The organism is Stenotrophomonas maltophilia, assembly GCF_023518235.1.
Lineage (GTDB): Bacteria > Pseudomonadota > Gammaproteobacteria > Xanthomonadales > Xanthomonadaceae > Stenotrophomonas.
Genome location: NZ_CP090423.1, coordinates 2,462,702 through 2,484,749 on the forward strand (window position 1 = coordinate 2,462,702; position 22,048 = coordinate 2,484,749).

The 22,048-nt window shown below is 63.3% G+C and carries 33 protein-coding genes; 1 reads left to right on the forward strand and 32 read right to left on the reverse strand.

What is annotated here, in order from left to right:
* Positions 1-100 precede the first annotated feature (100 nt).
* Positions 101-2,227, forward strand: coding sequence for a TonB-dependent receptor (locus LZ605_RS11615; protein WP_249841830.1), 2,127 nt, complete (start codon positions 101-103; stop codon positions 2,225-2,227).
* Positions 2,228-2,315: 88 nt separating this feature from the next.
* Here the strand turns inward: LZ605_RS11615 and LZ605_RS11620 are convergent, their stop codons facing one another.
* The 32 genes from LZ605_RS11620 to rpsL all read right to left on the reverse strand — a co-directional run bounded on the left by LZ605_RS11620 (position 2,316) and on the right by rpsL (position 22,038).
* A complete protein-coding gene (locus LZ605_RS11620; protein ID WP_057497307.1) occupies positions 2,316-2,822 on the reverse strand; it encodes a disulfide bond formation protein B in 507 nt (168 codons plus the stop codon).
* Between the two features lie 240 nt (positions 2,823-3,062).
* A complete protein-coding gene (rplQ, locus tag LZ605_RS11625; RefSeq protein WP_053519752.1) occupies positions 3,063-3,446 on the reverse strand; it encodes a 50S ribosomal protein L17 in 384 nt (127 codons plus the stop codon).
* 193 nt (positions 3,447-3,639) lie between these two features.
* Entirely contained in the window at positions 3,640-4,638 is a 999-nt protein-coding gene (locus LZ605_RS11630; RefSeq protein ID WP_004145453.1) for a DNA-directed RNA polymerase subunit alpha, read from the reverse strand.
* Positions 4,639-4,693: 55 nt separating this feature from the next.
* On the reverse strand, positions 4,694-5,323 hold the full coding sequence (gene rpsD, locus LZ605_RS11635) for a 30S ribosomal protein S4 (RefSeq protein WP_004145446.1): 630 nt from the start codon (positions 5,321-5,323) through the stop codon (positions 4,694-4,696).
* Positions 5,324-5,338: 15 nt separating this feature from the next.
* Positions 5,339-5,728: a 30S ribosomal protein S11 gene (gene rpsK / locus LZ605_RS11640; protein WP_004145443.1), complete on the reverse strand. Its 390-nt coding sequence runs from the start codon at positions 5,726-5,728 to the stop codon at positions 5,339-5,341.
* Positions 5,729-5,739: 11 nt separating this feature from the next.
* On the reverse strand, positions 5,740-6,096 hold the full coding sequence (rpsM, locus tag LZ605_RS11645; protein ID WP_004154500.1) for a 30S ribosomal protein S13: 357 nt from the start codon (positions 6,094-6,096) through the stop codon (positions 5,740-5,742).
* A 347-nt stretch (positions 6,097-6,443) separates the two neighbouring features.
* Positions 6,444-7,811, reverse strand: coding sequence for a preprotein translocase subunit SecY (secY, locus tag LZ605_RS11650; protein WP_005415420.1), 1,368 nt, complete (start codon positions 7,809-7,811; stop codon positions 6,444-6,446).
* Between the two features lie 7 nt (positions 7,812-7,818).
* A complete protein-coding gene (gene rplO, locus LZ605_RS11655; RefSeq protein WP_004154498.1) occupies positions 7,819-8,262 on the reverse strand; it encodes a 50S ribosomal protein L15 in 444 nt (147 codons plus the stop codon).
* A 6-nt stretch (positions 8,263-8,268) separates the two neighbouring features.
* Positions 8,269-8,460, reverse strand: coding sequence for a 50S ribosomal protein L30 (gene rpmD, locus LZ605_RS11660; protein ID WP_004145412.1), 192 nt, complete (start codon positions 8,458-8,460; stop codon positions 8,269-8,271).
* Positions 8,453-8,995, reverse strand: a complete 543-nt coding sequence (rpsE, locus tag LZ605_RS11665; protein ID WP_005415419.1) for a 30S ribosomal protein S5 — start codon at positions 8,993-8,995, stop codon at positions 8,453-8,455. Before rpsE ends, rpmD begins: the two co-directional genes overlap by 8 nt.
* Before the next feature lie 161 nt (positions 8,996-9,156).
* Positions 9,157-9,510 (reverse strand): 50S ribosomal protein L18, encoded by a 354-nt coding sequence (gene rplR, locus LZ605_RS11670; RefSeq protein ID WP_107229959.1) that lies wholly within the window; start codon positions 9,508-9,510, stop codon positions 9,157-9,159.
* 32 nt (positions 9,511-9,542) lie between these two features.
* Positions 9,543-10,067 carry a 50S ribosomal protein L6 gene (rplF, locus tag LZ605_RS11675; protein WP_107229958.1) on the reverse strand — a complete coding sequence of 175 codons (525 nt, stop codon included), beginning with the start codon at positions 10,065-10,067 and terminating at the stop codon, positions 9,543-9,545.
* Positions 10,068-10,085: 18 nt separating this feature from the next.
* Positions 10,086-10,484: a 30S ribosomal protein S8 gene (rpsH, locus tag LZ605_RS11680; RefSeq protein ID WP_005408210.1), complete on the reverse strand. Its 399-nt coding sequence runs from the start codon at positions 10,482-10,484 to the stop codon at positions 10,086-10,088.
* Between the two features lie 257 nt (positions 10,485-10,741).
* Positions 10,742-11,047 carry a 30S ribosomal protein S14 gene (gene rpsN / locus LZ605_RS11685; RefSeq protein WP_107229957.1) on the reverse strand — a complete coding sequence of 102 codons (306 nt, stop codon included), beginning with the start codon at positions 11,045-11,047 and terminating at the stop codon, positions 10,742-10,744.
* Positions 11,048-11,065: 18 nt separating this feature from the next.
* Entirely contained in the window at positions 11,066-11,608 is a 543-nt protein-coding gene (gene rplE, locus LZ605_RS11690; protein ID WP_004145361.1) for a 50S ribosomal protein L5, read from the reverse strand.
* Between the two features lie 11 nt (positions 11,609-11,619).
* Entirely contained in the window at positions 11,620-11,937 is a 318-nt protein-coding gene (rplX, locus tag LZ605_RS11695; RefSeq protein WP_053519745.1) for a 50S ribosomal protein L24, read from the reverse strand.
* 16 nt (positions 11,938-11,953) lie between these two features.
* The gene (rplN, locus tag LZ605_RS11700; RefSeq protein WP_010483978.1) at positions 11,954-12,322 is read right to left on the reverse strand and encodes a 50S ribosomal protein L14; all 369 of its coding nucleotides are present in this window, start codon (positions 12,320-12,322) and stop codon (positions 11,954-11,956) included.
* A gap of 12 nt (positions 12,323-12,334) precedes the next feature.
* A complete protein-coding gene (gene rpsQ, locus LZ605_RS11705; protein WP_053519744.1) occupies positions 12,335-12,604 on the reverse strand; it encodes a 30S ribosomal protein S17 in 270 nt (89 codons plus the stop codon).
* Positions 12,605-12,615: 11 nt separating this feature from the next.
* Positions 12,616-12,801, reverse strand: coding sequence for a 50S ribosomal protein L29 (rpmC, locus tag LZ605_RS11710; protein ID WP_004154487.1), 186 nt, complete (start codon positions 12,799-12,801; stop codon positions 12,616-12,618).
* On the reverse strand, positions 12,801-13,214 hold the full coding sequence (rplP, locus tag LZ605_RS11715) for a 50S ribosomal protein L16 (RefSeq protein WP_025879305.1): 414 nt from the start codon (positions 13,212-13,214) through the stop codon (positions 12,801-12,803). The genes rpmC and rplP overlap by 1 nt, the downstream gene beginning before the upstream one ends.
* Before the next feature lie 5 nt (positions 13,215-13,219).
* A complete protein-coding gene (gene rpsC, locus LZ605_RS11720; RefSeq protein ID WP_004145350.1) occupies positions 13,220-13,954 on the reverse strand; it encodes a 30S ribosomal protein S3 in 735 nt (244 codons plus the stop codon).
* Positions 13,955-13,972: 18 nt separating this feature from the next.
* On the reverse strand, positions 13,973-14,308 hold the full coding sequence (gene rplV / locus LZ605_RS11725; protein ID WP_080375339.1) for a 50S ribosomal protein L22: 336 nt from the start codon (positions 14,306-14,308) through the stop codon (positions 13,973-13,975).
* 12 nt (positions 14,309-14,320) lie between these two features.
* On the reverse strand, positions 14,321-14,590 hold the full coding sequence (gene rpsS / locus LZ605_RS11730; protein ID WP_005415413.1) for a 30S ribosomal protein S19: 270 nt from the start codon (positions 14,588-14,590) through the stop codon (positions 14,321-14,323).
* A gap of 6 nt (positions 14,591-14,596) precedes the next feature.
* The gene (gene rplB / locus LZ605_RS11735; RefSeq protein ID WP_004145339.1) at positions 14,597-15,424 is read right to left on the reverse strand and encodes a 50S ribosomal protein L2; all 828 of its coding nucleotides are present in this window, start codon (positions 15,422-15,424) and stop codon (positions 14,597-14,599) included.
* A 10-nt stretch (positions 15,425-15,434) separates the two neighbouring features.
* A complete protein-coding gene (gene rplW / locus LZ605_RS11740; protein WP_004145338.1) occupies positions 15,435-15,734 on the reverse strand; it encodes a 50S ribosomal protein L23 in 300 nt (99 codons plus the stop codon).
* The gene (gene rplD, locus LZ605_RS11745; protein WP_057497304.1) at positions 15,731-16,336 is read right to left on the reverse strand and encodes a 50S ribosomal protein L4; all 606 of its coding nucleotides are present in this window, start codon (positions 16,334-16,336) and stop codon (positions 15,731-15,733) included. The genes rplW and rplD overlap by 4 nt, the downstream gene beginning before the upstream one ends.
* A 12-nt stretch (positions 16,337-16,348) precedes the next feature.
* Positions 16,349-16,999 carry a 50S ribosomal protein L3 gene (gene rplC, locus LZ605_RS11750; protein WP_004145336.1) on the reverse strand — a complete coding sequence of 217 codons (651 nt, stop codon included), beginning with the start codon at positions 16,997-16,999 and terminating at the stop codon, positions 16,349-16,351.
* An 11-nt stretch (positions 17,000-17,010) separates the two neighbouring features.
* A complete protein-coding gene (rpsJ, locus tag LZ605_RS11755; protein WP_005408208.1) occupies positions 17,011-17,322 on the reverse strand; it encodes a 30S ribosomal protein S10 in 312 nt (103 codons plus the stop codon).
* 332 nt (positions 17,323-17,654) lie between these two features.
* Positions 17,655-18,845 carry an elongation factor Tu gene (gene tuf, locus LZ605_RS11760; protein WP_057497303.1) on the reverse strand — a complete coding sequence of 397 codons (1,191 nt, stop codon included), beginning with the start codon at positions 18,843-18,845 and terminating at the stop codon, positions 17,655-17,657.
* Positions 18,846-18,897: 52 nt separating this feature from the next.
* Positions 18,898-21,039 (reverse strand): elongation factor G, encoded by a 2,142-nt coding sequence (gene fusA / locus LZ605_RS11765; protein WP_107229956.1) that lies wholly within the window; start codon positions 21,037-21,039, stop codon positions 18,898-18,900.
* A 138-nt stretch (positions 21,040-21,177) separates the two neighbouring features.
* The gene (gene rpsG, locus LZ605_RS11770; RefSeq protein ID WP_004145321.1) at positions 21,178-21,651 is read right to left on the reverse strand and encodes a 30S ribosomal protein S7; all 474 of its coding nucleotides are present in this window, start codon (positions 21,649-21,651) and stop codon (positions 21,178-21,180) included.
* Positions 21,652-21,663: 12 nt separating this feature from the next.
* Positions 21,664-22,038 carry a 30S ribosomal protein S12 gene (gene rpsL / locus LZ605_RS11775; protein ID WP_004145320.1) on the reverse strand — a complete coding sequence of 125 codons (375 nt, stop codon included), beginning with the start codon at positions 22,036-22,038 and terminating at the stop codon, positions 21,664-21,666.
* Between the last annotated feature and the right edge of the window lie 10 nt (positions 22,039-22,048).

Consider the following 22,048-nt stretch of genomic DNA (forward strand, 5'->3'; position numbering starts at 1 on the left):
GCATGTCCATAGCGGCTCCAACAGGCGCATGATTTGTTACGGAGTAACACTGACACGTCACGGACCGGCCCCTCCTACGCCCCAGGCTCCGCCCCTCCCCATGAAGCCCTCGCCTCTCGCTACCGGCATCACCCTCGTCCTGGCCGTGGCCAGCCTCCCTGCCTTCGCTGCTGCGGCCAATGATGTGGCCGCGCCGGTCACCCAGTTGGACGCGGTCACCGTCCACGCCCAGCTCGACCAGGCCCGCAATGCGCTGTCGCCGGACATCGGCGCCAGCCAGTACCAGATCACCGCCGAGGACATCCAGAAGCAGCCGCTGGGCGCCTCCGCGCCGCTCAGCCAGGTGCTGCTGCAGGCGCCTGGCGTGGTACAGGACTCCTACGGCGGCGTACATGTCCGCGGTGACCACGCCAATCTGCAGTACCGCATCAACGGCGTCCTGCTGCCCGAGTCGATTTCCGGCTTCGGCCAGACCCTGGACGCCCGCACCATCAAGAGCATCCGCCTGATGGACGGCGCGCTGCCGGCACAGTTCGGCGAGCGTACGGCGGCGGTGGTCGACATCACCACCCGCAGCGGCGCCGAGCTTGGCAACGGCGGCAGTGCCGGATTGACCGCCGGATCATTCGGCAAGCTCAACCCGAATGCCTCCTGGTGGGGCAGCCAAGGGCGCTGGAGCTGGTTCCTGACCGGCAACTACGACCAGAACGATGTTGGCCTGGAGAACCCCACCAACACGCGCAGGCCGTTGCATGACGATACCCATCAGGGCAAGGCGTTCGCCGACCTCACCTACCTGCTCAACGACAGCACGCGCCTGAGTGTGTTTGCCGGCTTCGCCAACAACCGCTTCCAGATTCCGGTCAATCCGGGCCAGACGCCGCAGTTCGGCTATCTCGACACCACTACCTTCGATTCCAGCCGGCTGGACGAGACCCAGCGCGAGACCACCCGCTTCGGCATGCTGGTGCTGCAGGGAACGCTCGGCGCCACCGCCTATCAGCTCTCGGCCGGGCAGCGCTACAGCGATGTGGCGTTCAACCCGGATGTCATCGGCGACCTGGTATTCAGCGGCGTCGCCTCGCAGGTACAGCGCAGCAACCGCGCCAACACCCTGCAGGCCGATTTCTCCACGCCGCTGGGCAACGACCACACGCTGCGTTATGGCCTGTATGGCAATTACGAGAACGCACAGGCCAGCAACAACAGCTGGGTGTTCCCGGTGGACGACAGCGGCCAGCAGTCCAGCACCACGCCGCGGCTGATCCCCGACCGCAGCGCCTTCCATGCCAGCACGCTGGCGCTGTACGTGCAGGACGAATGGAAGATCGGCGACGACTGGACGGTGAACTACGGCCTGCGTGGCGACCGCTACAAGGCCTTCGGCCACACTGAAGGCCAGCTCAGCCCGCGCGTGGGCGTGGTCTGGAATGCCAGCGACAGCACCACCGTGCACGCCGGCTATTCACGCTACTTCACGCCGCCGGCCAGCGAGCTGATCGCCAGCAGCGACATCGCCCTGTACGACGGCACCACCAACCAGCAGCCCAGCGGCGGCAACACCACGCCCCTGGCCGAGCGCAGTGACTATTACGACATCGGCGTTTCGCAGCAGCTGGGCGAACACCTGACCCTGGGCCTGGACGCATACGACCGTCGCGTTGCACGCCTGCAGGACGAAGGCCAGTTCGGCGCCGCGTACATCTACTCGACCTTCAACTATGGCCGCGGCCACATCCGTGGCCTGGAGTTCAGTGCCGACTACAGCAACGGCCCGTTCAGCGCCTACGTCAATGCGGCATACAACAAGGCCCTCGGCACCCAGGTCATCACCGGCCAGTACAACCTCGACCCGGACGCCCTGGCCTACGTCGCCGACCATTGGATCCACCTGGACCACGACCAGAAACTGACCTCGTCCGGTGGCCTCAGCTATGCCTTCGCCGGCCACAACCGGATCGGTGCGAACTACCTGTTCGGCAGCGGCCTGCGCTCGGATATCGAGGGCGTGCCCAACGGCGGCGAGCTGCCGTCGTACCTGCAGGTGAACCTCAGCGCCGGGCATGACTTCAACGCCGACAGTGGGCATCCGCTGCACGTGCAGGTGGCCGTGATCAACGCACTGGATCGCAGCTACCAGCTGCGCGACGGTGGCGGCGTCGGTGTATTTGCCCCGCAGTGGGGGCCGCGTCGCGGCGCTTACCTGAGCCTGCAGCAGGACTTCTGAGGTAATGCCGGCCGCTGGCCGGCATTAGCACGGCGTGCCGGCCAGCGGCCGGCACTACCCAGTAGAGCCACGCCATGCGTGGCTACGTTCAGCGCCTGACCTTGCGCAGCGACACCACCAGCGCCCACAGCGCCAGCAGCACGAACCACACGCCCGACCACATCGGCATGGTCAGGCCCAGGAACGTCCAGTCGATGTTGCCGCAGTTGCCGGTGCCGGTCAGCACCGTGCGGAACACCTCCAGCGGGCCCATCGTCTCGCGCAGGAAGCTCAACGGCGGGCCGCAGGTCGCGCCCATCTCCGGCGGCAGCATCTGCACATAGACGTGGCGCGCCGCGATGCCCACGCCCACCGCCGCAGCGATGAAGGCGAGGATGCCGTAGGTCGCCCGGCCGGGGCGGTTGGACGGACCGTGCAGCGCACCGATCAGGAACAACAGGCCCAGGGCGGCGAACGCCAGGCGCTGGAAGATGCACAGCGGGCAAGGCTCCAGGCCCATCTTCAGCTGCAGGAAGATCGCGTAGCCGAGCAGGCCCGCGCAGATCAGGAAGCCCAGGAAGAACTGGGCGCGGAAGGGCCAGCGCAGTGGATTCATCGTCAACGCTCAAGTGATCAGGCGCCAAGCGTAACCGAGAGCGCGCGCCATTCGAACCGCCACAGGTGACGCCTGTCGGAACGGTGAGGGTCAGATCCCCTTGCGAATGCAATGGGCTCTGGCCCAGCGCCCAGCATTGCGGGGTCAGAGCCCGTACCTGCGGCACGCGTTCCGACCCTGCAGAAACGCAAAAGCCCGGCGGATGCCGGGCTTTCACTATGTCGCGTTGGAGCGGTCCGATTACTCGGCCACTTCCTCGGCCACGGCCGGACGGTCAACCAGCTCCACGTAGGCCATCGGCGCGTTGTCGCCGGCGCGGAAGCCGCACTTCAGCAGGCGCAGGTAGCCGCCCGGACGGTTCGCGTAGCGCGGGCCCAGGATGGTGAACAGGTTGCCCACGGCTTCGTTGTCGCGCAGACGGGCGAAGGCCAGACGGCGGTTGGCGACGGAGTCGACCTTGGCCAGGGTGATCAGCGGCTCGGCAACGCGGCGCAGTTCCTTGGCCTTCGGCAGGGTGGTCTTGATCAGCTCGTGCTTGAACAGCGAGGCGGCCATGTTCTTGAACATCGCTTCGCGGTGGGCGCTGGTGCGGCTGAACTTACGGCCAGACTTCTGGTGACGCATGGTGATATTCCTTGATTAATGATGAGACTGTGCGGATCGTTGTCGCCATCCTGGCGTTGCTGCGTGGACTGCGGATGGTCCTGGTCGCCCGTCCTGGACGCCCTGCCCGCGAACCTGGGGTTCGTCGTGGCATGTTTGGTAAACCGGTTGAAGGCTCCACCGTTGCCGGTGGAGCCCTCAAGCAATACCGATATCAGCCCAGCATGCCGTGGCTGGCGACACCGGCCGGCGGCCAGTTCTCCAGCTTCATGCCGAGCGACAGGCCGCGCTGAGCCAGCACTTCCTTGATCTCGGTGAGCGACTTCTTGCCCAGGTTCGGGGTCTTCAGCAGCTCCACTTCGGTCTTCTGGATCAGATCGCCGATGTAGTAGATGCTCTCGGCCTTCAGGCAGTTGGCCGAACGCACGGTCAGCTCCAGATCGTCGATCGGGCGCAGCAGCACCGGATCCACGCCGTTGTTGGCCGGCTTGGCCGCACCGCGGTCGCGGTGGGTGAAGTCACCGAACACCGACAGCTGGTCGCTGAGGATGTCGGCGGCGGTGCGCACGGCTTCCTCGGCATCGATGGTGCCGTTGGTCTCGATATCGATGACCAGCTTGTCCAGGTCGGTGCGCTGCTCGACGCGAGCCGCTTCCACGGCATAGGCGACGCGGCGGACCGGCGAGAACGAGGCATCCAGGACCAGACGGCCGATGGCACGGGTTTCTTCGTCCGGACGACGACGCGCGGCAGCCGGCTGGTAGCCGAAACCACGTTCGATCTTCAGACGCATGTTGACTGCCGTGTCCTTGGTCAGGTGGCAGATCACATGGTCGCCGTTCAAGATTTCCACATTGTGGTCAACCTTGATGTCGGCAGCGGTGACAACGCCCGGGCCCTGCTTGGACAGGGACAGGGTGGCGCTGTCGCCGGAGTGCATACGGATGGCCACGTCCTTCAGGTTGAGCAGGACTTCCAGCACGTCCTCCTGCAGACCTTCGACCGTGGTGTACTCATGCAACACGCCGTCGATTTCGACTTCCGTGATGGCGAAGCCCGGGATGGACGACAGCAGCACGCGACGCAGGGCATTGCCCAGCGTATGCCCGTAACCCCGCTCCAAAGGTTCGATAACGACCTTTGCACGGGTGTCGGTAAGGCGTTCGATCTGCGGACCGCGAGGACGCAGAACCTGGTTGGCGGTAACCGTCATGTTGCGGGTTCTCCTAGTGAACCCCCGGCCGTCGCCGGGGGCTCTCCAATGTGAATTACTTCGAATACAGCTCGACGATCAGCGCTTCGTTGATGTCCGCAGGCAGATCCGAACGATCCGGAACAGCCTTGAAGATGCCGGTGAACTTGCCGGAATCCACTTCAACCCACGACGGGCTCAGGTCATGCTGGGCGGCGACGGTCAGGGCTTCCTGGACGCGCAGCTGCTTGGCAGCCTTCTCAGACAGAGCGATGGCGTCGCCAGCCTTGACCTGGTACGAAGCCAGGTTGACCGACTTGCCATTCACGGTGACGCCGCGGTGCGACACCAGCTGACGGGCAGCCGGACGGGTCACGGCGAAGCCCATGCGGTAGACGACGTTGTCCAGGCGGGTTTCCAGCAGCTGCAGCAGGTTCTCGCCGGTGTTGCCCTTCTTGGTCGAGGCCTTCTTGTAGTAGTTGCGGAACTGGCGCTCCAGCAGGCCGTAGATACGCTTGACCTTCTGCTTTTCACGCAGCTGGGTGGCGTAGTCGGACAGCTTGCCCTTGCGGGCAGTGGCGCCGTGCTGGCCGGGCTTCTGCTCCAGCTTGCACTTGGAGTCCAGCGCACGCGCCGGGCTCTTCAGGGACAGGTCGGCGCCTTCGCGACGGGCGAGCTTACAGGTAGGACCGATATAACGAGCCATTTCTTATCGCTCCCTTTAGACGCGACGCTTCTTCGGCGGACGGCACCCGTTGTGCGGGATAGGCGTCACGTCGATGATGTTGGTGATCTTGTAGCCGACGTTGTTCAACGAACGCACGGCCGACTCACGGCCCGGACCCGGGCCCTTGATGCGGACTTCCAGCGACTTCACGCCGTAGTCCAGCGCAGCACGACCGGCCTTTTCAGCAGCCACCTGGGCAGCGAACGGGGTCGACTTGCGCGAACCGCGGAAGCCAGCGCCACCGGAGGTCGCCCACGACAGAGCGTTGCCCTGGCGGTCGGTGATGGTGACGATGGTGTTGTTGAACGAAGCGTGGACGTGGGCAACGCCGTCAGTGACGACGCGCTTGATCTTCTTCTTGGTCTTAGCAGCGGGCTTAGCCATTTCTCAGTCCCTTACTTCTTGATCGCCTTGCGCGGACCCTTGCGGGTGCGGGCGTTGGTACGGGTGCGCTGGCCACGCAGCGGGAGGCCACGACGGTGACGCAGGCCGCGGTAGCAGCCCAGGTCCATCAGGCGCTTGATCGCGATGCCGATCTCACGACGCAGATCGCCTTCCACGATGTACTTGCCGACTTCGGCGCGCAGGCGCTCGATTTCCGGCTCCGACAGATCGCGGATCTTGGTGGTCGAAGCAACGCCTGCGACTTCGCAGACCTTCTTCGAACGGGTACGGCCGATGCCGTAAATGCTTTGCAACCCGACCCAGACATGCTTCTGGGCTGGCAGGTTGACGCCTGCAATACGCGCCATGACGCGGTTCTCCAGCTGAGTGATGGCCGACAGCGCGCCTCGGGCACGCCAATCCGGCAGGATGGATCAAAAAAGTGAACTAGCGATACTAACAAGGTTCCGGTTTACATGGAAGCCCGTGAAACCATTGGTTTCATGAACCCGGCCTGGGGAGTGTGCCCAGGCTCCGGCGCCGGATGGGGTTGGACCTGGAGTTTCCCCCGGAGCCGCCCGCGCTACTCCAGCGCGGGACCACCTCATCACACCCCCACCCGGAACCGCTGCGGGGGCCGCCCTTCGTTTGTGTGGCCGGAGTCCGCGAAGCGGAGGGACCATCACGTCAGGAAGACGAAAGTATAACAGGCCAATCAGCCGCGGGCAAAGCCGCCGCGGTTGCCGCCCTTCAGGTTGGCCTTCTTCAGCAGGCTCTCGTACTGGTGGGACATCAGATGCGCCTGCACCTGGGCGATGAAGTCCATCACCACCACCACCACGATCAGCAGCGAAGTACCGCCGAAGTAGAACGAGGCGTTCAGCTGCGTGCGCATCAGTTCCGGCAGCAGGCAGACGATCACCAGGTAGGCCGAGCCGGCCGCGGTCAGGCGGGTCAGCACACCGTCGATGTAGTCGGCGGTGGCCTTGCCCGGACGGATGCCCGGAATCAGCGCGCCGGACTTCTTCAGGTTGTCGGCGGTTTCCTGCGAGTTGAACACCAGCGCGGTGTAGAAGAACGCAAAGCCGGTGATCAGTGCGGCGAACACGATCATGTGCAGCGGTTCACCCGGGCCCAGGGCATTGGCGACCTTCTGCAGAACCTGGCCGAAGCTGCTCTGGTTGGCCGCCTGGCCGGACCACATGGCCAGGGTGGCCGGGAAGGCCAGCAGGCTCGAGGCGAAGATCGCCGGGATGACGCCGGCCATGTTGAGCTTCAGCGGCAGGAACGAGGTCTGGTTCATGTACGCGTTGCGACCGCCCTGGCGGCGCGCGTAATTGACCGTGATCCGGCGCTGGCCACGCTCGACGAACACCACGAAGAAGGTGAAGGCGAGCACGACGATGGCGATCAGCAGCAGCTGGATGAACTGGATGTTGCCGTCGCGGTAGGCGTCGAAGGTGTGGATGACCGCACCCGGCAGGCCCGCCACGATACCGGCGAAGATGATCAGCGACACGCCGTTGCCGATGCCGCGCTCGGTGACCTGCTCACCGACCCACATCAGGAACATGGTGCCGGCGGTCAGCGCGACCACGGCGGTGAGCACGAAGCCCATGCCCGGTGCGTACACGACCGGAGCGCCCGACGGCGAGACCTGGCCCTGCAGGGCCAGCGCGATCGAACCGCCCTGCACCACTGCCAGCAGCACGGCGCCGATGCGCGAATACTGGGTGATCTTGCGGCGACCGGACTCACCTTCCTTCTGCATCGCCTTCAGGGCGGGGAAGATGTGCACGGCCAGCTGCATCACGATCGATGCCGAGATGTACGGCATCACGTTCAGCGCGAAGATGCTGAAACGGTGCAGGGCGCCGCCCGAGAACATGTTGAACATGTCCACGATGCCGCCGCCCTGCTGTTGCATCATGGCAAGCATGGCATCGGGATTGACGCCCGGCACCGGCACGTAGCAGCCGATGCGATAGACGATCAAAGCCCCGACGACGAACAGCAAACGTTGGCGAAGTTCAGTGAACTTGCCCATTCCGCCCGCGAGGTTACCGATGCCAGCTTGCGCCATGATTTTCTTACTCCGTTACGCTGCCGCCGGCAGCTTCGATCGCGGCCTTGGCACCAGCCGTGGCAGCAATACCCTTCAGGGTGAACGCCTTGGTCACTTCGCCCTTGACGACGACCTTGGCCTTCTTGGCAGTGCTCGGGACCAGCTTGGCAGCACGCAGGGCGGCGAAGTCGATCTCACCGGCCGGCAGCTTGTCCAGCGCGTACAGCAGCACTTCAGCGGTGTCCTTGGCGATCGGCGAACGGAAGCCGATCTTCGGCAGACGACGCTGCATGGGGGTCTGGCCGCCTTCGAAGCCAGCCTTGATCTTGCCGCCACCCTTGCGGGCGAACGAACCCTTGTGGCCGCGGCCGGCAGTCTTGCCCAGGCCCGAGCCGATACCGCGACCGACGCGGGTGCGCTCGGTGCGGGCGCCCGGTGCCGGGCTCAGTTCATTGAGACGCAGAGTCATGATCGATTACTCCTCAACCTTGACGAGGTAGTGAACGGTGTTGATCAGGCCGCGGACCTGCGGGCTGTCCTTCAGTTCACGCACATCGTTGAGCTTGTTCAGACCCAGAGCACGCACCGACAGGCGGTGACGCGACTGAGCACCACGCAGGCCGCGCACCAGGCGCACCTTCACAGTCTTGTTGGACTCATTAGCCATGGTTGAGTTCCTCCACCTTCTTGCCGCGCTTGGCCGCGATGCGAGCCGGCGACTGCGCTGCAGTCAGGCCCTTCACGGTGGCACGCACCAGGTTGATCGGGTTGCGCGAGCCGGTGGCCTTGGCCAGCACGTTCTTCACGCCAACCGCTTCCAGCACGGCACGCATGGCACCGCCGGCAATGACGCCGGTACCTTCCGAAGCCGGCTGCATGAACACGCGGGCTGCGCCGTGACCATCCTTGATGGTGTGCCACAGGGTGCCGTTGTTCAGGTCAACGCTGACCAGGTTCTTGCGAGCCTGCTCCATCGACTTCTGGATGGCGACCGGCACTTCGCGGGCCTTGCCATAGCCGAAACCGACCTTGCCTTCGCCGTCGCCGACCACGGTCAGGGCGGTGAAGGTGAACTGGCGGCCACCTTTGACGGTCTTGCTGACGCGGTTGACCGCGACCAGCTTTTCGATCATGCCGTCGTCGATCTTCTCTTCGCGGTTACGGTCGCGATCGCGACCCCGCTGCTGACGCTCTTCTGCCATGTTGATTCCTTGGTTGTTTGGGTATGTACGGCTCGAGGCCGCTTATGGTTGTGGAGTGACGCGTCGTTCCGGTGGGCCGCTGCAGAAGAGCGGCGCCGTCCAGCCTCACTCAGGCTGGCGAGCAGGCGGGCAGAGGACGCGAAGTCCCCTGCCCTTATCCCTTAGAACTGCAGGCCGGCTTCGCGGGCGGCTTCTGCCAGGGCCTTGATGCGGCCGTGGTAGCGGTAGCCCGAACGATCGAAGGCAACCTTCTCGACGCCGGCGGCCTTGGCGCGCTCAGCGACGATGCGGCCAACCTTGGCAGCGGCGTCAGCGTTCTTGCCGTTCTTCAGGCCTTCCTTGATGTCGGCCTGGGTGGTGTTGGCAGCAGCCAGCACCTTGGAACCGTCGGCAGTGAAGACCTGGGCGTACAGGTGCTGACCGGTGCGCAGCACCGACAGACGGGCAACGCCGAGCTCACGGATGTGGGCGCGGGTCGACTTGGCGCGACGCAGGCGGGCGATGTTCTTGTTCATTTTGTTTTTCCCTTGAAAGCGGAAGGACCTAATTAGGCCTTCTTGGCTTCCTTACGGATGATGACTTCGTCGGAGTACTTCACGCCCTTGCCCTTGTACGGTTCCGGCTTGCGGAACGCACGGATCTTGGCGGCGACTTCACCGACGACCTGCTTGTCAGCGCCCTGGACCAGGATCTCGGTCTGGGTCGGGGTCGACAGCGTGATGCCTTCCGGCGCCACGAACACGACCGGGTGCGAGAAGCCCAGCGACAGGCTCAGGTCCTTGCCCTGCATGGCAGCGCGGTAACCCACGCCGACCAGCTCCAGCTTGCGCTCGAAGCCTTCGGACACGCCCTTGACCATGTTGGACAGGATCGCACGCACGGTACCGGTCAGCGCGACCAGCTCAGCATTCTCGGTGCTCAGGGTGGCAACGCCGTTGTCGACGTTGATGGCAATGCCGGCCGGCTTGGCCAGCGACAGGGTGCCCTTCGGGCCCTTGACGGTGACGGATTCGGACTGGACGTTCAGTTCAACCTTACCCAGGTCGACGGGCTTCTTGGCTACGCGGGACATAGTTCTACTCCTTTCGCCTTAGGCCACGAAGCACAGGACTTCGCCGCCGACGCCCAGCTGGCGCGCCTGCGCATCAGTCATGATGCCCTTGGAGGTGGAAATGATGGAGATACCCAGGCCGTTCATGACCTTCGGCAGCTCGCTCTTGCCGCGGTACTGGCGCAGGCCCGAACGCGAGAAGCGCTTCAGGGTCGCGATGACCGGCTTGCCTTCGAAATACTTCAGCACGATTTCCAGCTCGGACTTGTTGTTTTCCAGCTGGGTCACGCGCAGGTCGGTGATGTAACCCTCGTCCTTCAGGACCTGGGCGATCGCAACCTTGATCTTGGACGACGGGGCTTTCACCGTCTGCTTGCCAACCGCAGCCGCATTCTTGATGCGGACCAGCAGGTCGGCGATGGGATCAGTCATGCTCATATGAGTACCTTTGAGTGCACCGATATCCGCTTTCGCGAAAATCTGTTGTCTCCTGGAAACGGGCCAGGTCCCTTCTTGCGGCAGGCCAGTGGCCCGCCCTAAAACCCGGTTTGCACAGGGCAAGACGCGGGAGTATACGCCAAAAGAGCCCGACTTGCGTCGGGCTCTTCGGGTTTTTTCGCAGAAGGGAAGCTGAATGCCTCCCCTCCCCGGTTCAGGAGCCCACGGGGGGCTCCTGATCGCAGGGCCGGCTGGGATTACCAGCTGGCCTTGCGCAGGCCCGGGACGTCGCCACGCATGGTGGCTTCACGCAGCTTGTTGCGGCCGAGGCCGAACTTGCTGTAAACGCCACGCGGACGGCCGGACAGCTCGCAGCGGTTGCGCTGGCGGCTCGGCGACGAGTCGCGCGGCAGCTTGGCCAGCTTGGTAGCGGCTTCGATCTTCTCGTCGTAGCTCGCGTCCACCGAGGACACGATCTTCTTCAGAGCCGCACGCTTGTCAGCGTACTTCTTGGCCAGCTTTTCCCGCTTGATGTCGCGGTTGACCATGGAGGTCTTTGCCATTTCGGTTTCCTCGACAGATCAGTTACGGAACGGGAACTTGAACGCTGCCAGCAGCGCCTTCGCTTCCGCGTCGGTCTTCGCAGTGGTGGTGATGGCGATATCCATACCGCGGATCGCGTCGACGGCGTCGAAGTCGATTTCCGGGAAGATGATCTGTTCCTTCACACCCATGTTGAAGTTGCCGCGACCGTCGAAGGAACGACCGGAAACACCACGGAAGTCGCGCACGCGCGGCAGCGAGATGTTGATCAGGCGGTCCAGGAACTCGTACATCTTGTGGCGACGCAGCGTGGTCTTGCAGCCGATCGGCCAGCCATCACGGATCTTGAACGACGCAACCGAGATACGCGACTTGGTGACAACCGGCTTCTGGCCGGAAATCTTGGTCATGTCGCCGACGGCGTTTTCCAGGATCTTCTTGTTGGTGGCCGCTTCGCCGACACCCATGTTCAGGGTGACCTTGACGAGCTTCGGCACTTCCATCGGATTGGTGTAGCCGAACTGCTTCATCAGCGCCGGCACCACTTCTTCCTTGTAGAACTTTTCGAGACGGGAAGTCATCTTCACATTCCTCAGGCGTCGAGCGCCTCACCGCTGGAGCGGAACACACGCAGTTTGCGTCCATCCTCCAGCACCTTGAAGCCAACGCGTTCGCCCTTGCCCGAAGCCGGGTTCAGCACATTCACGTTGGAGATATGGATCGAAGCTTCACGCTCGACCACGCCGCCGGCAACGCCTGCCTGCGGGTTCGGCTTGGTGTGGCGCTTGACGATGTTCACGTTGGCGACGACCACGCGGTCGCCGTCGACGCGGACGACTTCGCCCTGCTTGCCCTTGTCCTTGCCGGTGTTGACGACGACCTGGTCGCCCTTCTTGATACGGTTAGCCATGATTATCTCCTGTCGCTCACAGCACTTCGGGAGCGAGCGAGACGATCTTCATGAACTTCTCCGAACGAAGTTCACGGGTCACCGGCCCGAAGATACGGGTGCCGATCGGCTCCTGCTTGTTGTTCAGCAGAACGGCAGCGTTGCCGTCGAAGCGGATCAGCGAGCCGTCGGCGCGACGCACACCCTTGCGGGTACGCACCACGACGGCGTCATACACTTCACCCTTCTTGACCTTGCCGCGCGGAATCGCATCCTTCACGGTGACCTTGATGATGTCGCCGATGCCGGCGTAACGGCGCTTGGAACCACCCAGCACCTTGAAGCACATCACCTGCTTGGCACCCGAATTGTCCGCGACGTCAAGGTAGCTCTGCATCTGGATCATGATTCAGACTCCTTATTCAGCCGCACGCGTGATGACTTCCACCACGCGCCAGTTCTTGGTCTTGGACATCGGAGCAATCTCGGTCACGCGGACGACATCGCCTTCCTTGCAGGCGTTGTCGGCATCGTGGGCGTGCAGCTTGGTCGAGCGCTTGATGTACTTGCCGTACAGCGCGTGCTTGACCTGACGCTCAACCAGGACGGTAACCGTCTTGTCCATCTTGTTGCTGACGACACGGCCTTCGACCGTGCGCAGCGTCTTGTTTTCAGTATTGTCGCTCATAGCGGCCATCCTTACTTCGTGCTGCCGAGCAGGGTCTTGACGCGAGCAATCTCGCGACGGACCCGGCGGATGTCGTGGGTCTTCGGCAGCTGGCCGGTGACCTGCTGCATACGGACAGAGAACTGTTCCTTACGCAGGTCGATCAGGTGGGCCTTCAGTTCGTCAGCCGACTTTTCACGGAGAGTTTTGATATCCATCAGCGCACCGTACGGGTCACGAAAGTGGTGGTGACCGAGAGCTTGGCGGCGGCCAGGCGGAACGCCTCGCGTGCCACTTCTTCGGTAACACCCTCGATTTCATAGATCATGCGGCCGGGCTGGATCTGGGCCACCCAGTATTCCACGTTGCCCTTACCCGAACCCATTCGAACTTCGATGGGCTTCTTGGTGATGGGCTTGTCGGGGAACACGCGGATCCACATCTTGCCGCCGCGCTTGACGTAGCGGCTGATCGAGCGGCGGGCCGCTTCGATCTGACGCGCGGTCAGCTGACCGTGTGCGGTTGCCTTCAGGCCGTATTCGCCGAAGCTGACAGCGTTGGCGCTCCAGCTCAGGCCTTCGTTACGGCCCTTGTGTACCTTGCGGTACTTGGTTCGCTTGGGTTGCAACATTGTCGTTACCTCGCTTCACGAGCCGGGCGCTGACGGTCACCACGGTCGCCGCGATCGTGACGATCGTTGCGCGACGGGGTGTCGTCCTGCTTTTCCTGGCCAACCTGGGAGAAATCGAAGACTTCGCCCTTGTAGATCCAGACCTTGATGCCGATGATGCCGTAGGTCGTCTTGGCTTCAGCGAAGCCATAGTCGATGTCGGCACGCAGGGTGTGCAGCGGCACGCGGCCTTCGCGGTACCACTCCGAACGGGCGATTTCTGCACCGTTGAGGCGGCCACCCACGTTGACCTTGATGCCCAGGGCACCCAGGCGCATCGCGTTGCCGACCGAGCGCTTCATGGCGCGGCGGAACATGATGCGACGCTCCAGCTGCTGGGCGATCGACTCGGCAACGAGCTGCGCGTCCAGTTCCGGCTTGCGCACTTCGGTGACGTTGATGTGCGCCGGGACGCCCATCATCTCGCTCACTTCCTTGCGCAGCTTCTCGATGTCCTCACCGCGCTTGCCGATCACCACGCCCGGACGGGCGGTGTGGATCGTCACGCGAGCGGTCTTGGCCGGACGCTCGATCAGGATCTTGCTGATGCCGGCCTGAGCCAGCTTCTTGCGCAGCATTTCGCGCACTTTCAGGTCGGCTGCCAGGTAACCAGCGAACTCGGCCTTGTTGGCGTACCACTTGGAGTTCCAGTCCTTGGAAATACCGAGACGGATACCAATCGGATGAACTTTATGACCCATGGTCTTTTCCTTATCCGCTTACTTGCCGGCGCCCACAACCACAGTGATGTGGCTGGTGCGCTTGAGGATGCGGGTACCGCGGCCTTTCGCCCGCGCCATGAAACGCTTCAGGGTCGGACCTTCATCAACCATGATGGTCTGAACCTTCAGCTCGTCGACGTCGGCGCCCTGGTTGTTCTCGGCGTTGGCAATAGCCGACTCCACCACCTTCTTGATCAGGTGGGCAGCCTTCTTGTCCGAGAACTTCAGCAGGTTGACCGCACGCTCGGCCGGCAGACCGCGCACCTGGTCAGCGACCAGACGAGCCTTCTGCGGGGAGATGCGCGCAGTGCGCAGGATGGCTTTCGCTTCCATTGTCATCTCTCCTTACTTGCCCGACTTCTTGTCACCACCGTGACCCTTGAAGGTCCGGGTGATGGCAAATTCGCCGAGCTTGTGGCCGACCATGTTCTCGTTGACGAGAACCGGGATGTGGTTCTTGCCGTTATGCACGGCAATGGTGATGCCTACCATGTCAGGCAGGATCATCGAACGGCGCGACCAGGTCTTGATCGGCTTCTTGCTGCCCGCAGCGGCCTCCACCTTCTTGACGAGGTGGTGATCGACGAACGGGCCCTTCTTGAGTGAACGTGCCATGGTCGATTAGCCCCTACGATCGCGGACGATGAACTGCTGAGTGCGCTTGTTATGGCGCGTCTTGTAACCCTTGGTCGGGACACCCCACGGGGTGACCGGGTGCGGGTTACCCTGGCCGGCCTTCGCCTCACCACCACCGTGCGGGTGGTCAACCGGGTTCATGGCAGCACCACGAACGGTCGGGCGGACGCCGCGCCAGCGCTTGGCACCGGCCTTGCCCAGCTTTTCCAGGCTGTGCTCGTCGTTGCCGACTTCGCCGATGGTGGCGCAGCACTCGACCGGAACCTTACGCATTTCACCCGAGCGCAGGCGCAGGGTGGCGTAGATGCCTTCACGGGCCACCAGCTGCACGGCCGCACCAGCGGCGCGGGCGATCTGAGCGCCCTTGCCGGGCTTCAGTTCGATGCAGTGGATGGTGGTACCGACCGGGATGTTGCGCAGCGGCAGGGTGTTGCCGGCCTTGATCGGGGCGTCCGAACCAGCGATCACCTGATCACCAGCCTTCAGACCCTTCGGGGCGATGATGTAGCGGCGCTCACCGTCGACGTAGCACAGCAGGGCGATGTGGGCGGTGCGGTTCGGATCGTATTCGATGCGTTCCACGCGCGCCGGGATGCCCAGCTTGTTGCGCTTGAAGTCGATGATGCGGTAGTGCTGCTTGGCACCACCACCGACGTGACGCACGGTGATGCGGCCGTGGTGGTTACGACCACCCGAGCGGCTCTGCGACTCGACCAGTGCGGCGTGCGGAGCACCCTTGTGCAGGTCGGGCGTGACCACGCGCACGGCCGAACGACGACCGGGGGAAGTGGGCTTGAATTTCATCAATGGCATGGGATGTACCTCAGGCCTTGGCCGTTACATCGATCGACTGGCCGTCGGCCAGGCGAACGTACGCCTTGCGCCAATCGCCGCGGCGGCCAGCACGGTTACGGAAGGACTTGTTCTTGCCCTTGACGTTGACCACGTTGACGGCTTCGACCTTGACGTCGAACAGCTGCTCAACCGCGGCCTTTACATCGGCCTTGGTGGCTTCGTTCGAAACTTCGAAGACATACTGGTTGGAGAGTTCCTGCAGGCGCGCGGTCTTTTCGGAGACACGCGGGGCACGCAGCACGCTGAAGATTTTTTCGTTGCTGTTCATGCCAGCCACTCCTCGACCTTCTTGACCGCGTCAGCGGTGATGACGACCGTGTCGGCACCGACCAGCGACACCGGATCCAGGCCCTGGACGTCACGCACCTGCACGTACGGCAGATTGCGGGCGGACAGGTACAGGTGCTCGGAGGCATCTTCGGTGACGATCAGCGGGCGCTTGCCCACTTCCAGGCCGGCCAGCTTGGCAATCAGACCCTTCGTGCTGGTGGCTTCGACATCGAAGGCCTCCACGATGGTCAGACGGCCCTGACGGTTCAGCTCGGACAGGATCGCGCACATGGCGGCACGGTACTGCTTACGATTGACCTTCTGCTCGAAGCTGCGCGGCTTGGCCGCGAAGGTGACACCGCCGCCGACGAAGATCGGAGCCGTCAGTGCGCCATGACGCGCGCCGCCGCCCTTCTGCTTCTTCGACTTCTTGGTGGTACCAGCCACTTCGGAGCGAGTCTTCTGTGCCTTGGTGCCGGCGCGACCGGCGTTGCGGTAAGCAACGACGACCTGGTGGACCAGATCTTCGCTGAAATCGCGACCGAACACGGCTTCGGAGACCGAGACCTTGTTGTTGCTACCCGTGATAACGAGTTCCATCGTCATCTCTCCTTATGCCTTGCTCGCCGGACGGACGATCACATCGCCACCCGCCGCGCCCGGAACGGCGCCGCGAACCGCGATCAGACCGCGCTCGACGTCGACCTTGACCACTTCCAGGTTCTGGGTGCTCTGCTGCACCGCGCCCATGTGGCCCGACATCTTCTTGCCCGGGAAAACGCGACCCGGGGTCTGGCGCTGACCCAGCGAACCCGGCGCGCGATGCGACAGCGAGTTACCGTGGGTTGCATCGCCCATACGGAAGTTGTGGCGCTTGATGGTGCCCTGGAAGCCCTTACCCTTGGTGACACCCTGGACGTCGACGATCTGGCCGACTTCGAAGATGTCCGCCTTGACTTCGCCGCCAACGGCGAAATCGCCGAGCTGCGCGTCTTCAACGCGGAATTCCCACAGGCCACGACCCGCTTCCACCTTCGCCTTGGCGAAGTGGCCGGCTTCCGGCTTGTTGACCAGGGCAGCGCGACGCGCGCCGACGGTCACCTGCACGGCGCTGTAGCCGTCGGTTTCGACGGTCTTGATCTGCGCGATGCGGTTCGGGGTTGCTTCGATCAGGGTCACCGGGATGGAACGACCATCTTCGGTGAACACGCGGCTCATGCCGGCCTTGCGGCCCACGAAGCCCAACGAATACTTCTTCGTCATGGTCGTAGTCCTCAGGTCAGCTTGATCTGAACGTCGACGCCGGCAGCCAGTTCGAGCTTCATCAGCGCGTCCACGGTCTTGTCATTCGGGTCAACGATATCGAGCACGCGCTTGTGCGTGCGGGTCTCGTACTGGTCACGCGCGTCCTTGTCGACGTGCGGGGAGACGAGAACGGTGTAACGCTCGATCTTGGTCGGCAGCGGGATCGGGCCACGCACTTGCGCGCCGGTCCGCTTTGCCGTTTCAACGATCTCGCTGGCCGAACGGTCGATCAGACGATGATCGAACGCTTTCAGCCGGATCCGGATCTTTTGGTCCGCCATGGCGGTAGGTTCCTTCGTTAAAAGAGCGACAGACAAAGCCTCTGGGTTGCTTTGTCCCATGAAATTCCTGAATACGGACGTCCCACACTCCTGCAGGCCGACAAGGTCAATCCGTAGACCTCAAAAACGTAGGCAGACCCGTTCCCAGGCCTGCCCAGACGTAGAAGCATAATGGCACGCAAGGCAGCTGTCAACAGTCGCCTGTTGACGCCGCCTGAATGGCATTGACCCTTCCTGGTCCGGGGAACACAAGGCACATCCTGTGCCTGCTTTCCCATTTGATACGCCCCGATGCCCTACCCAGGCAACATCGGGGCGCAGATACTACCAGATTACTCGATGATCTTCGAGACCACGCCGGCGCCGACGGTACGGCCGCCTTCGCGGATGGCGAAGCGCAGACCTTCGTCCATTGCCACCGGGTTGATCAGGGTGACTTCCATCTTGATGTTGTCACCCGGCATCACCATTTCGACGCCTTCCGGCAGCTTGGCAGCGCCGGTGATGTCGGTGGTGCGGAAGTAGAACTGCGGACGGTAGCCGTTGAAGAACGGGGTGTGACGGCCGCCCTCGTCCTTCGACAGGACGTAGACTTCGCCTTCGAACTTGGTGTGCGGCTTGATCGAACCCGGCTTGGCCAGAACCTGGCCACGCTCGACGTCGTCACGCTTGGTGCCGCGCAGCAGCAGACCGGCGTTGTCGCCTGCCTGGCCCTGGTCCAGCAGCTTGCGGAACATTTCGACGCCGGTCACGGTGGTCTTCTGCACCGGACGGATACCGACGATTTCGATTTCGTCGCCGACCTTGATGATGCCGCGCTCGATACGACCGGTCACCACGGTGCCGCGGCCCGAGATCGAGAACACGTCTTCCACCGGCATCAGGAACGGCTTGTCGATCGCACGCTCCGGCTCCGGAATCCAGGTGTCCAGGGCATCGACCAGCTTCAGGATGGCCGGCACGCCGATGTCGCTCTGGTCGCCTTCCAGCGCCAGACGGGCCGAACCGGCGATGATCGGGGTGTCGTCGCCCGGGAACTCGTACTTGCTCAGCAGTTCGCGCACTTCCATCTCGACCAGCTCGAGCAGCTCGGCGTCGTCAACCATGTCGGCCTTGTTCAGGAACACGACGATGTACGGCACGCCGACCTGACGCGACAGCAGGATGTGCTCGCGGGTCTGCGGCATCGGGCCGTCAGCGGCCGAGCACACCAGGATCGCGCCGTCCATCTGGGCGGCACCGGTGATCATGTTCTTGACGTAGTCAGCGTGGCCCGGGCAGTCAACGTGGGCGTAGTGACGGGTCGGGGATTCGTATTCGACGTGCGCGGTCGAGATCGTGATACCACGAGCCTTTTCTTCCGGCGCGGCGTCGATGGCGTCATACGCCTTGAACTCGCCACCGAAACGCTCGGCACCGATCTTGGTCAGTGCGGCGGTCAGCGTGGTCTTGCCATGGTCGACGTGACCGATGGTGCCGACGTTGACGTGCGGCTTGGTGCGCTCGAACTTACCCTTTGCCATTGTTCTATACCTTGATTGTTCGTAAGTGGTTTCAAGAGAGGCTGAGCGAGGCTCAGCCCTTCTTCATGACGGCTTCGGCGATGTTGGTCGGCGCCGGCTCGTAGTGATCGAATTCCATGGTGAAGGTGGCGCGGCCCTGCGTCTGCGAACGCAGCGCAGTGGCGTAGCCGAACATTTCACCCAGCGGGATCATCGCGTTGATGATGCTGGCCGAACCGTCACCGGTGGTGTCGGAACCCTGCAGCACGCCGCGACGACGGCTGACGTCGCCCATCACGTCACCCTGGTAATCCTCCGGGGTCACGATCTCGACCTTCATGATCGGCTCCAGCAGCACCGGCTTGGCCTTGGCGAAGCCCTGCTTGAAGGCCATCGACGAAGCCAGCTTGAACGCCATTTCCGAGGAGTCGACGTCGTGGTACGAACCGAACACCAGCTTCACCTTGACGTCCACGACCGGGAAGCCAGCCAGCGGACCGCTGGTGATGGTTTCGCGCAGGCCCTTCTCGACCGACGGAATGAATTCCTTCGGGATCACGCCGCCGGTGATGTCGTTGATGAACAGGAAGTCGTCCTTGATGGCCGGAGCCAGCTTCGGATCGGCACGGTCGGCAGCGGTGATCGGCGACAGCTCGATCACGACGTGACCGTACTGACCCTTACCACCGGACTGCTTGGCATGCTTGTAGTCCGACTTGACGTCGGCCAGGGTGATGGTTTCGCGGTAGGCCACCTGCGGCGCGCCGACGTTGGCTTCAACGTTGAACTCGCGCTTCAGGCGGTCGACGATGATGTCCAGGTGCAGCTCGCCCATGCCGGAGATGATGGTCTGGCCGGATTCTTCGTCGGTCTTGACGCGGAACGACGGATCTTCCTGCGCCAGACGGCCCAGGGCCAGACCCATCTTTTCCTGGTCCGACTTGGTCTTCGGCTCGACAGCCATCGAGATCACCGGCTCCGGGAACGTCATGCGCTCCAGGATGATCGGGGCGTCCACGGCGCACAGGGTGTCACCGGTGGTGGTGTCCTTCAGACCCACGGCCGCGGCGATGTCACCGGCCAGAACTTCCTTGATTTCCTCGCGGTTGTTCGAGTGCATCTGCAGGATGCGGCCGATGCGCTCCTTCTTGCCCTTGACCGAGTTCAGCACGGTGTCGCCACCGTTCAGGGTGCCCGAGTAGACACGGAAGAAGGTCAGCGCGCCGACGAACGGGTCGGTGATGATCTTGAAGGCCAGCGACGAGAACGGAGCCTTGTCGTCCGACTTGCGGGTCATTTCGACGGTGTCGTCGTCAACGTCCACGCCCTTCACGTCCGGCACGTCGACCGGCGACGGCAGCAGCTGGATCACGCCGTCCAGCATGGCCTGCACGCCCTTGTTCTTGAAGGCCGAGCCGCAGTACATCGGCACGATTTCGGTGGCCAGGGTGCGGGTACGCAGCGCGTTGATGATTTCAGCCTCGGCCAGCTCTTCGCCGCCCAGGTACTTTTCCATCAGCTCTTCGCTGGCTTCGGCAGCGGTCTCGACCATGAACTGGCGAGCTTCTTCCGCCGGGCCCTGCAGGTCGGCCGGGATGTCGCTGTATTCGAACTTCATGCCCTGCGAGGCTTCATCCCAGTGGATGGCCTTCATCTTCAGCAGGTCGACGACGCCCTTGAAGTTGTCTTCAGCGCCGATCGGCAGCTGCATCGGCACGGCAACGGCGCCCAGCTTGGCCTTCAGCTGGCCGACGACCTTCTGGAAGTTGGCACCGGTACGGTCCATCTTGTTGACGAACGCGATGCGCGGCACGTGGTACTTGTTGGCCTGGCGCCACACGGTTTCCGACTGCGGCTGCACGCCACCGACGGCACACAGCACGAAGACGGCACCGTCGAGCACGCGCAGCGAGCGCTCCACTTCGATGGTGAAGTCGACGTGCCCGGGGGTGTCGATGATGTTGAAGCGGTGCTCCGGCAGGGACTTGTCCATGCCCTTCCAGAACGCGGTGGTGGCAGCGGACTGGATCGTGATGCCACGCTCCTGCTCCTGCTCCATCCAGTCCATGGTGGCGGCGCCGTCGTGCACTTCACCGATCTTGTGGCTCTTGCCGGTGTAGAACAGGATGCGCTCGGACGTGGTGGTCTTGCCGGCATCGATGTGGGCCATGATGCCGAAGTTGCGGTAACGCTCGATGGGAGTGGAACGGGCCACGGGGAGCCTCTCAGATTTCTTGGAATTCGGATGGCCGAACGCCGCCTTGCGGCGGCCTTCGGATTGGCGCAGCCCTTCTGGGGCCGCGAGGCAGCACCGTAATGGTGCTGCCCTGCCTGTTTTACAAGGCCGTCAAACTCACCAGCGGTAGTGGGCGAATGCCTTGTTGGCTTCGGCCATGCGGTGGGTTTCTTCGCGCTTCTTGATGGCGCCGCCGCGGTTTTCCGAGGCGTCGATCAGTTCAGCAGCCAGCTTCTTCGGCATGGTGTTCTCACCACGCTTGCGCGCGGAGTCGATCAGCCAGCGCATGGCCAGAGCCATCTTGCGCGACGAACGCACTTCGACCGGCACCTGGTAGGTGGCACCACCGACGCGGCGCGACTTGACTTCGACCGCCGGAGCGACGTTGTCCAGCGCCTTCTGCACCAGTTCAATGGCGTTGGCGCTGCTGTTCTTCTCGGTGATCACGTCCATGGCGCCGTACACGATCTTTTCGGCGACGGACTTCTTGCCGCTCTGCATGACCATGTTGATGAAGCGGGCGATGGTTTCGCTTCCGTGCTTCGGATCGGGCAGGACGGAACGCTGCGGAGTATTACCCTTACGCGACATAGTGCTCTCTCCTTATGCCTTCGGACGCTTGGCGCCGTACTTGGAACGGGCCTGGCGACGCTTGGCAACGCCGGCGGCGTCGAGCGAGCCACGAACGGTGTGGTAACGCACACCCGGCAGGTCCTTGACGCGACCGCCGCGGATCAGGACCACGGAGTGCTCCTGCAGGTTGTGGCCTTCACCACCGATGTAGGAAATCACTTCTTCCTGGTTGGTCAGGCGGACCTTGGCAACCTTGCGCAGAGCCGAGTTCGGCTTCTTCGGAGTGGTGGTGTAGACACGGGTGCAGACGCCACGGCGCTGCGGGCACTTGTCGAGCGCCGGCGAGGCACTCTTGTAGGTGGTCGCTTGCCGCGGCTTGCGGACCAGCTGGTTGATCGTCGCCATCAGTAGGTTC

Excerpts from the sequence above, each read along its gene's own strand:
- LZ605_RS11615 (WP_249841830.1), top strand. The coding sequence starts at position 101 with ATGAAGCCCTCGCCTCTCGCTACCGGCATCACCCTCGTCCTGGCCGTG.
- LZ605_RS11620 (WP_057497307.1), bottom strand. The coding sequence starts at position 2,822 with ATGAATCCACTGCGCTGGCCCTTCCGCGCCCAGTTCTTCCTGGGCTTC.
- rplQ (WP_053519752.1), bottom strand. The coding sequence starts at position 3,446 with ATGCGTCACCAGAAGTCTGGCCGTAAGTTCAGCCGCACCAGCGCCCAC.
- LZ605_RS11630 (WP_004145453.1), bottom strand. The coding sequence starts at position 4,638 with ATGACGGTTACCGCCAACCAGGTTCTGCGTCCTCGCGGTCCGCAGATC.
- rpsD (WP_004145446.1), bottom strand. The coding sequence starts at position 5,323 with ATGGCTCGTTATATCGGTCCTACCTGTAAGCTCGCCCGTCGCGAAGGC.
- rpsK (WP_004145443.1), bottom strand. The coding sequence starts at position 5,728 with ATGGCTAAGCCCGCTGCTAAGACCAAGAAGAAGATCAAGCGCGTCGTC.
- rpsM (WP_004154500.1), bottom strand. The coding sequence starts at position 6,096 with ATGGCGCGTATTGCAGGCGTCAACCTGCCAGCCCAGAAGCATGTCTGG.
- secY (WP_005415420.1), bottom strand. The coding sequence starts at position 7,811 with ATGGCGCAAGCTGGCATCGGTAACCTCGCGGGCGGAATGGGCAAGTTC.
- rplO (WP_004154498.1), bottom strand. The coding sequence starts at position 8,262 with ATGACTCTGCGTCTCAATGAACTGAGCCCGGCACCGGGCGCCCGCACC.
- rpmD (WP_004145412.1), bottom strand. The coding sequence starts at position 8,460 with ATGGCTAATGAGTCCAACAAGACTGTGAAGGTGCGCCTGGTGCGCGGC.
- rpsE (WP_005415419.1), bottom strand. The coding sequence starts at position 8,995 with ATGGCAGAAGAGCGTCAGCAGCGGGGTCGCGATCGCGACCGTAACCGC.
- rplR (WP_107229959.1), bottom strand. The coding sequence starts at position 9,510 with ATGAACAAGAACATCGCCCGCCTGCGTCGCGCCAAGTCGACCCGCGCC.
- rplF (WP_107229958.1), bottom strand. The coding sequence starts at position 10,067 with ATGTCCCGCGTAGCCAAGAAGCCCGTCGACCTGGGTAAGGTTGAACTG.
- rpsH (WP_005408210.1), bottom strand. The coding sequence starts at position 10,484 with ATGAGCATGACTGATCCCATCGCCGACCTGCTGGTCCGCATCAAGAAT.
- rpsN (WP_107229957.1), bottom strand. The coding sequence starts at position 11,047 with ATGGCAAAGACCTCCATGGTCAACCGCGACATCAAGCGGGAAAAGCTG.
- rplE (WP_004145361.1), bottom strand. The coding sequence starts at position 11,608 with ATGACTTCCCGTCTCGAAAAGTTCTACAAGGAAGAAGTGGTGCCGGCG.
- rplX (WP_053519745.1), bottom strand. The coding sequence starts at position 11,937 with ATGGCTAACCGTATCAAGAAGGGCGACCAGGTCGTCGTCAACACCGGC.
- rplN (WP_010483978.1), bottom strand. The coding sequence starts at position 12,322 with ATGATCCAGATGCAGAGCTACCTTGACGTCGCGGACAATTCGGGTGCC.
- rpsQ (WP_053519744.1), bottom strand. The coding sequence starts at position 12,604 with ATGAGCGACAATACTGAAAACAAGACGCTGCGCACGGTCGAAGGCCGT.
- rpmC (WP_004154487.1), bottom strand. The coding sequence starts at position 12,801 with ATGGATATCAAAACTCTCCGTGAAAAGTCGGCTGACGAACTGAAGGCC.
- rplP (WP_025879305.1), bottom strand. The coding sequence starts at position 13,214 with ATGTTGCAACCCAAGCGAACCAAGTACCGCAAGGTACACAAGGGCCGT.
- rpsC (WP_004145350.1), bottom strand. The coding sequence starts at position 13,954 with ATGGGTCATAAAGTTCATCCGATTGGTATCCGTCTCGGTATTTCCAAG.
- rplV (WP_080375339.1), bottom strand. The coding sequence starts at position 14,308 with ATGGAAGCGAAAGCCATCCTGCGCACTGCGCGCATCTCCCCGCAGAAG.
- rpsS (WP_005415413.1), bottom strand. The coding sequence starts at position 14,590 with ATGGCACGTTCACTCAAGAAGGGCCCGTTCGTCGATCACCACCTCGTC.
- rplB (WP_004145339.1), bottom strand. The coding sequence starts at position 15,424 with ATGCCATTGATGAAATTCAAGCCCACTTCCCCCGGTCGTCGTTCGGCC.
- rplW (WP_004145338.1), bottom strand. The coding sequence starts at position 15,734 with ATGAACAGCAACGAAAAAATCTTCAGCGTGCTGCGTGCCCCGCGTGTC.
- rplD (WP_057497304.1), bottom strand. The coding sequence starts at position 16,336 with ATGGAACTCGTTATCACGGGTAGCAACAACAAGGTCTCGGTCTCCGAA.
- rplC (WP_004145336.1), bottom strand. The coding sequence starts at position 16,999 with ATGACGAAGAAGTATTCGTTGGGCTTCGTGGGCCGCAAGGCCGGCATG.
- rpsJ (WP_005408208.1), bottom strand. The coding sequence starts at position 17,322 with ATGGCGGACCAAAAGATCCGGATCCGGCTGAAAGCGTTCGATCATCGT.
- tuf (WP_057497303.1), bottom strand. The coding sequence starts at position 18,845 with ATGGCAAAGGGTAAGTTCGAGCGCACCAAGCCGCACGTCAACGTCGGC.
- rpsG (WP_004145321.1), bottom strand. The coding sequence starts at position 21,651 with ATGTCGCGTAAGGGTAATACTCCGCAGCGTTCCGTCCTGCCCGATCCG.
- rpsL (WP_004145320.1), bottom strand. The coding sequence starts at position 22,038 with ATGGCGACGATCAACCAGCTGGTCCGCAAGCCGCGGCAAGCGACCACC.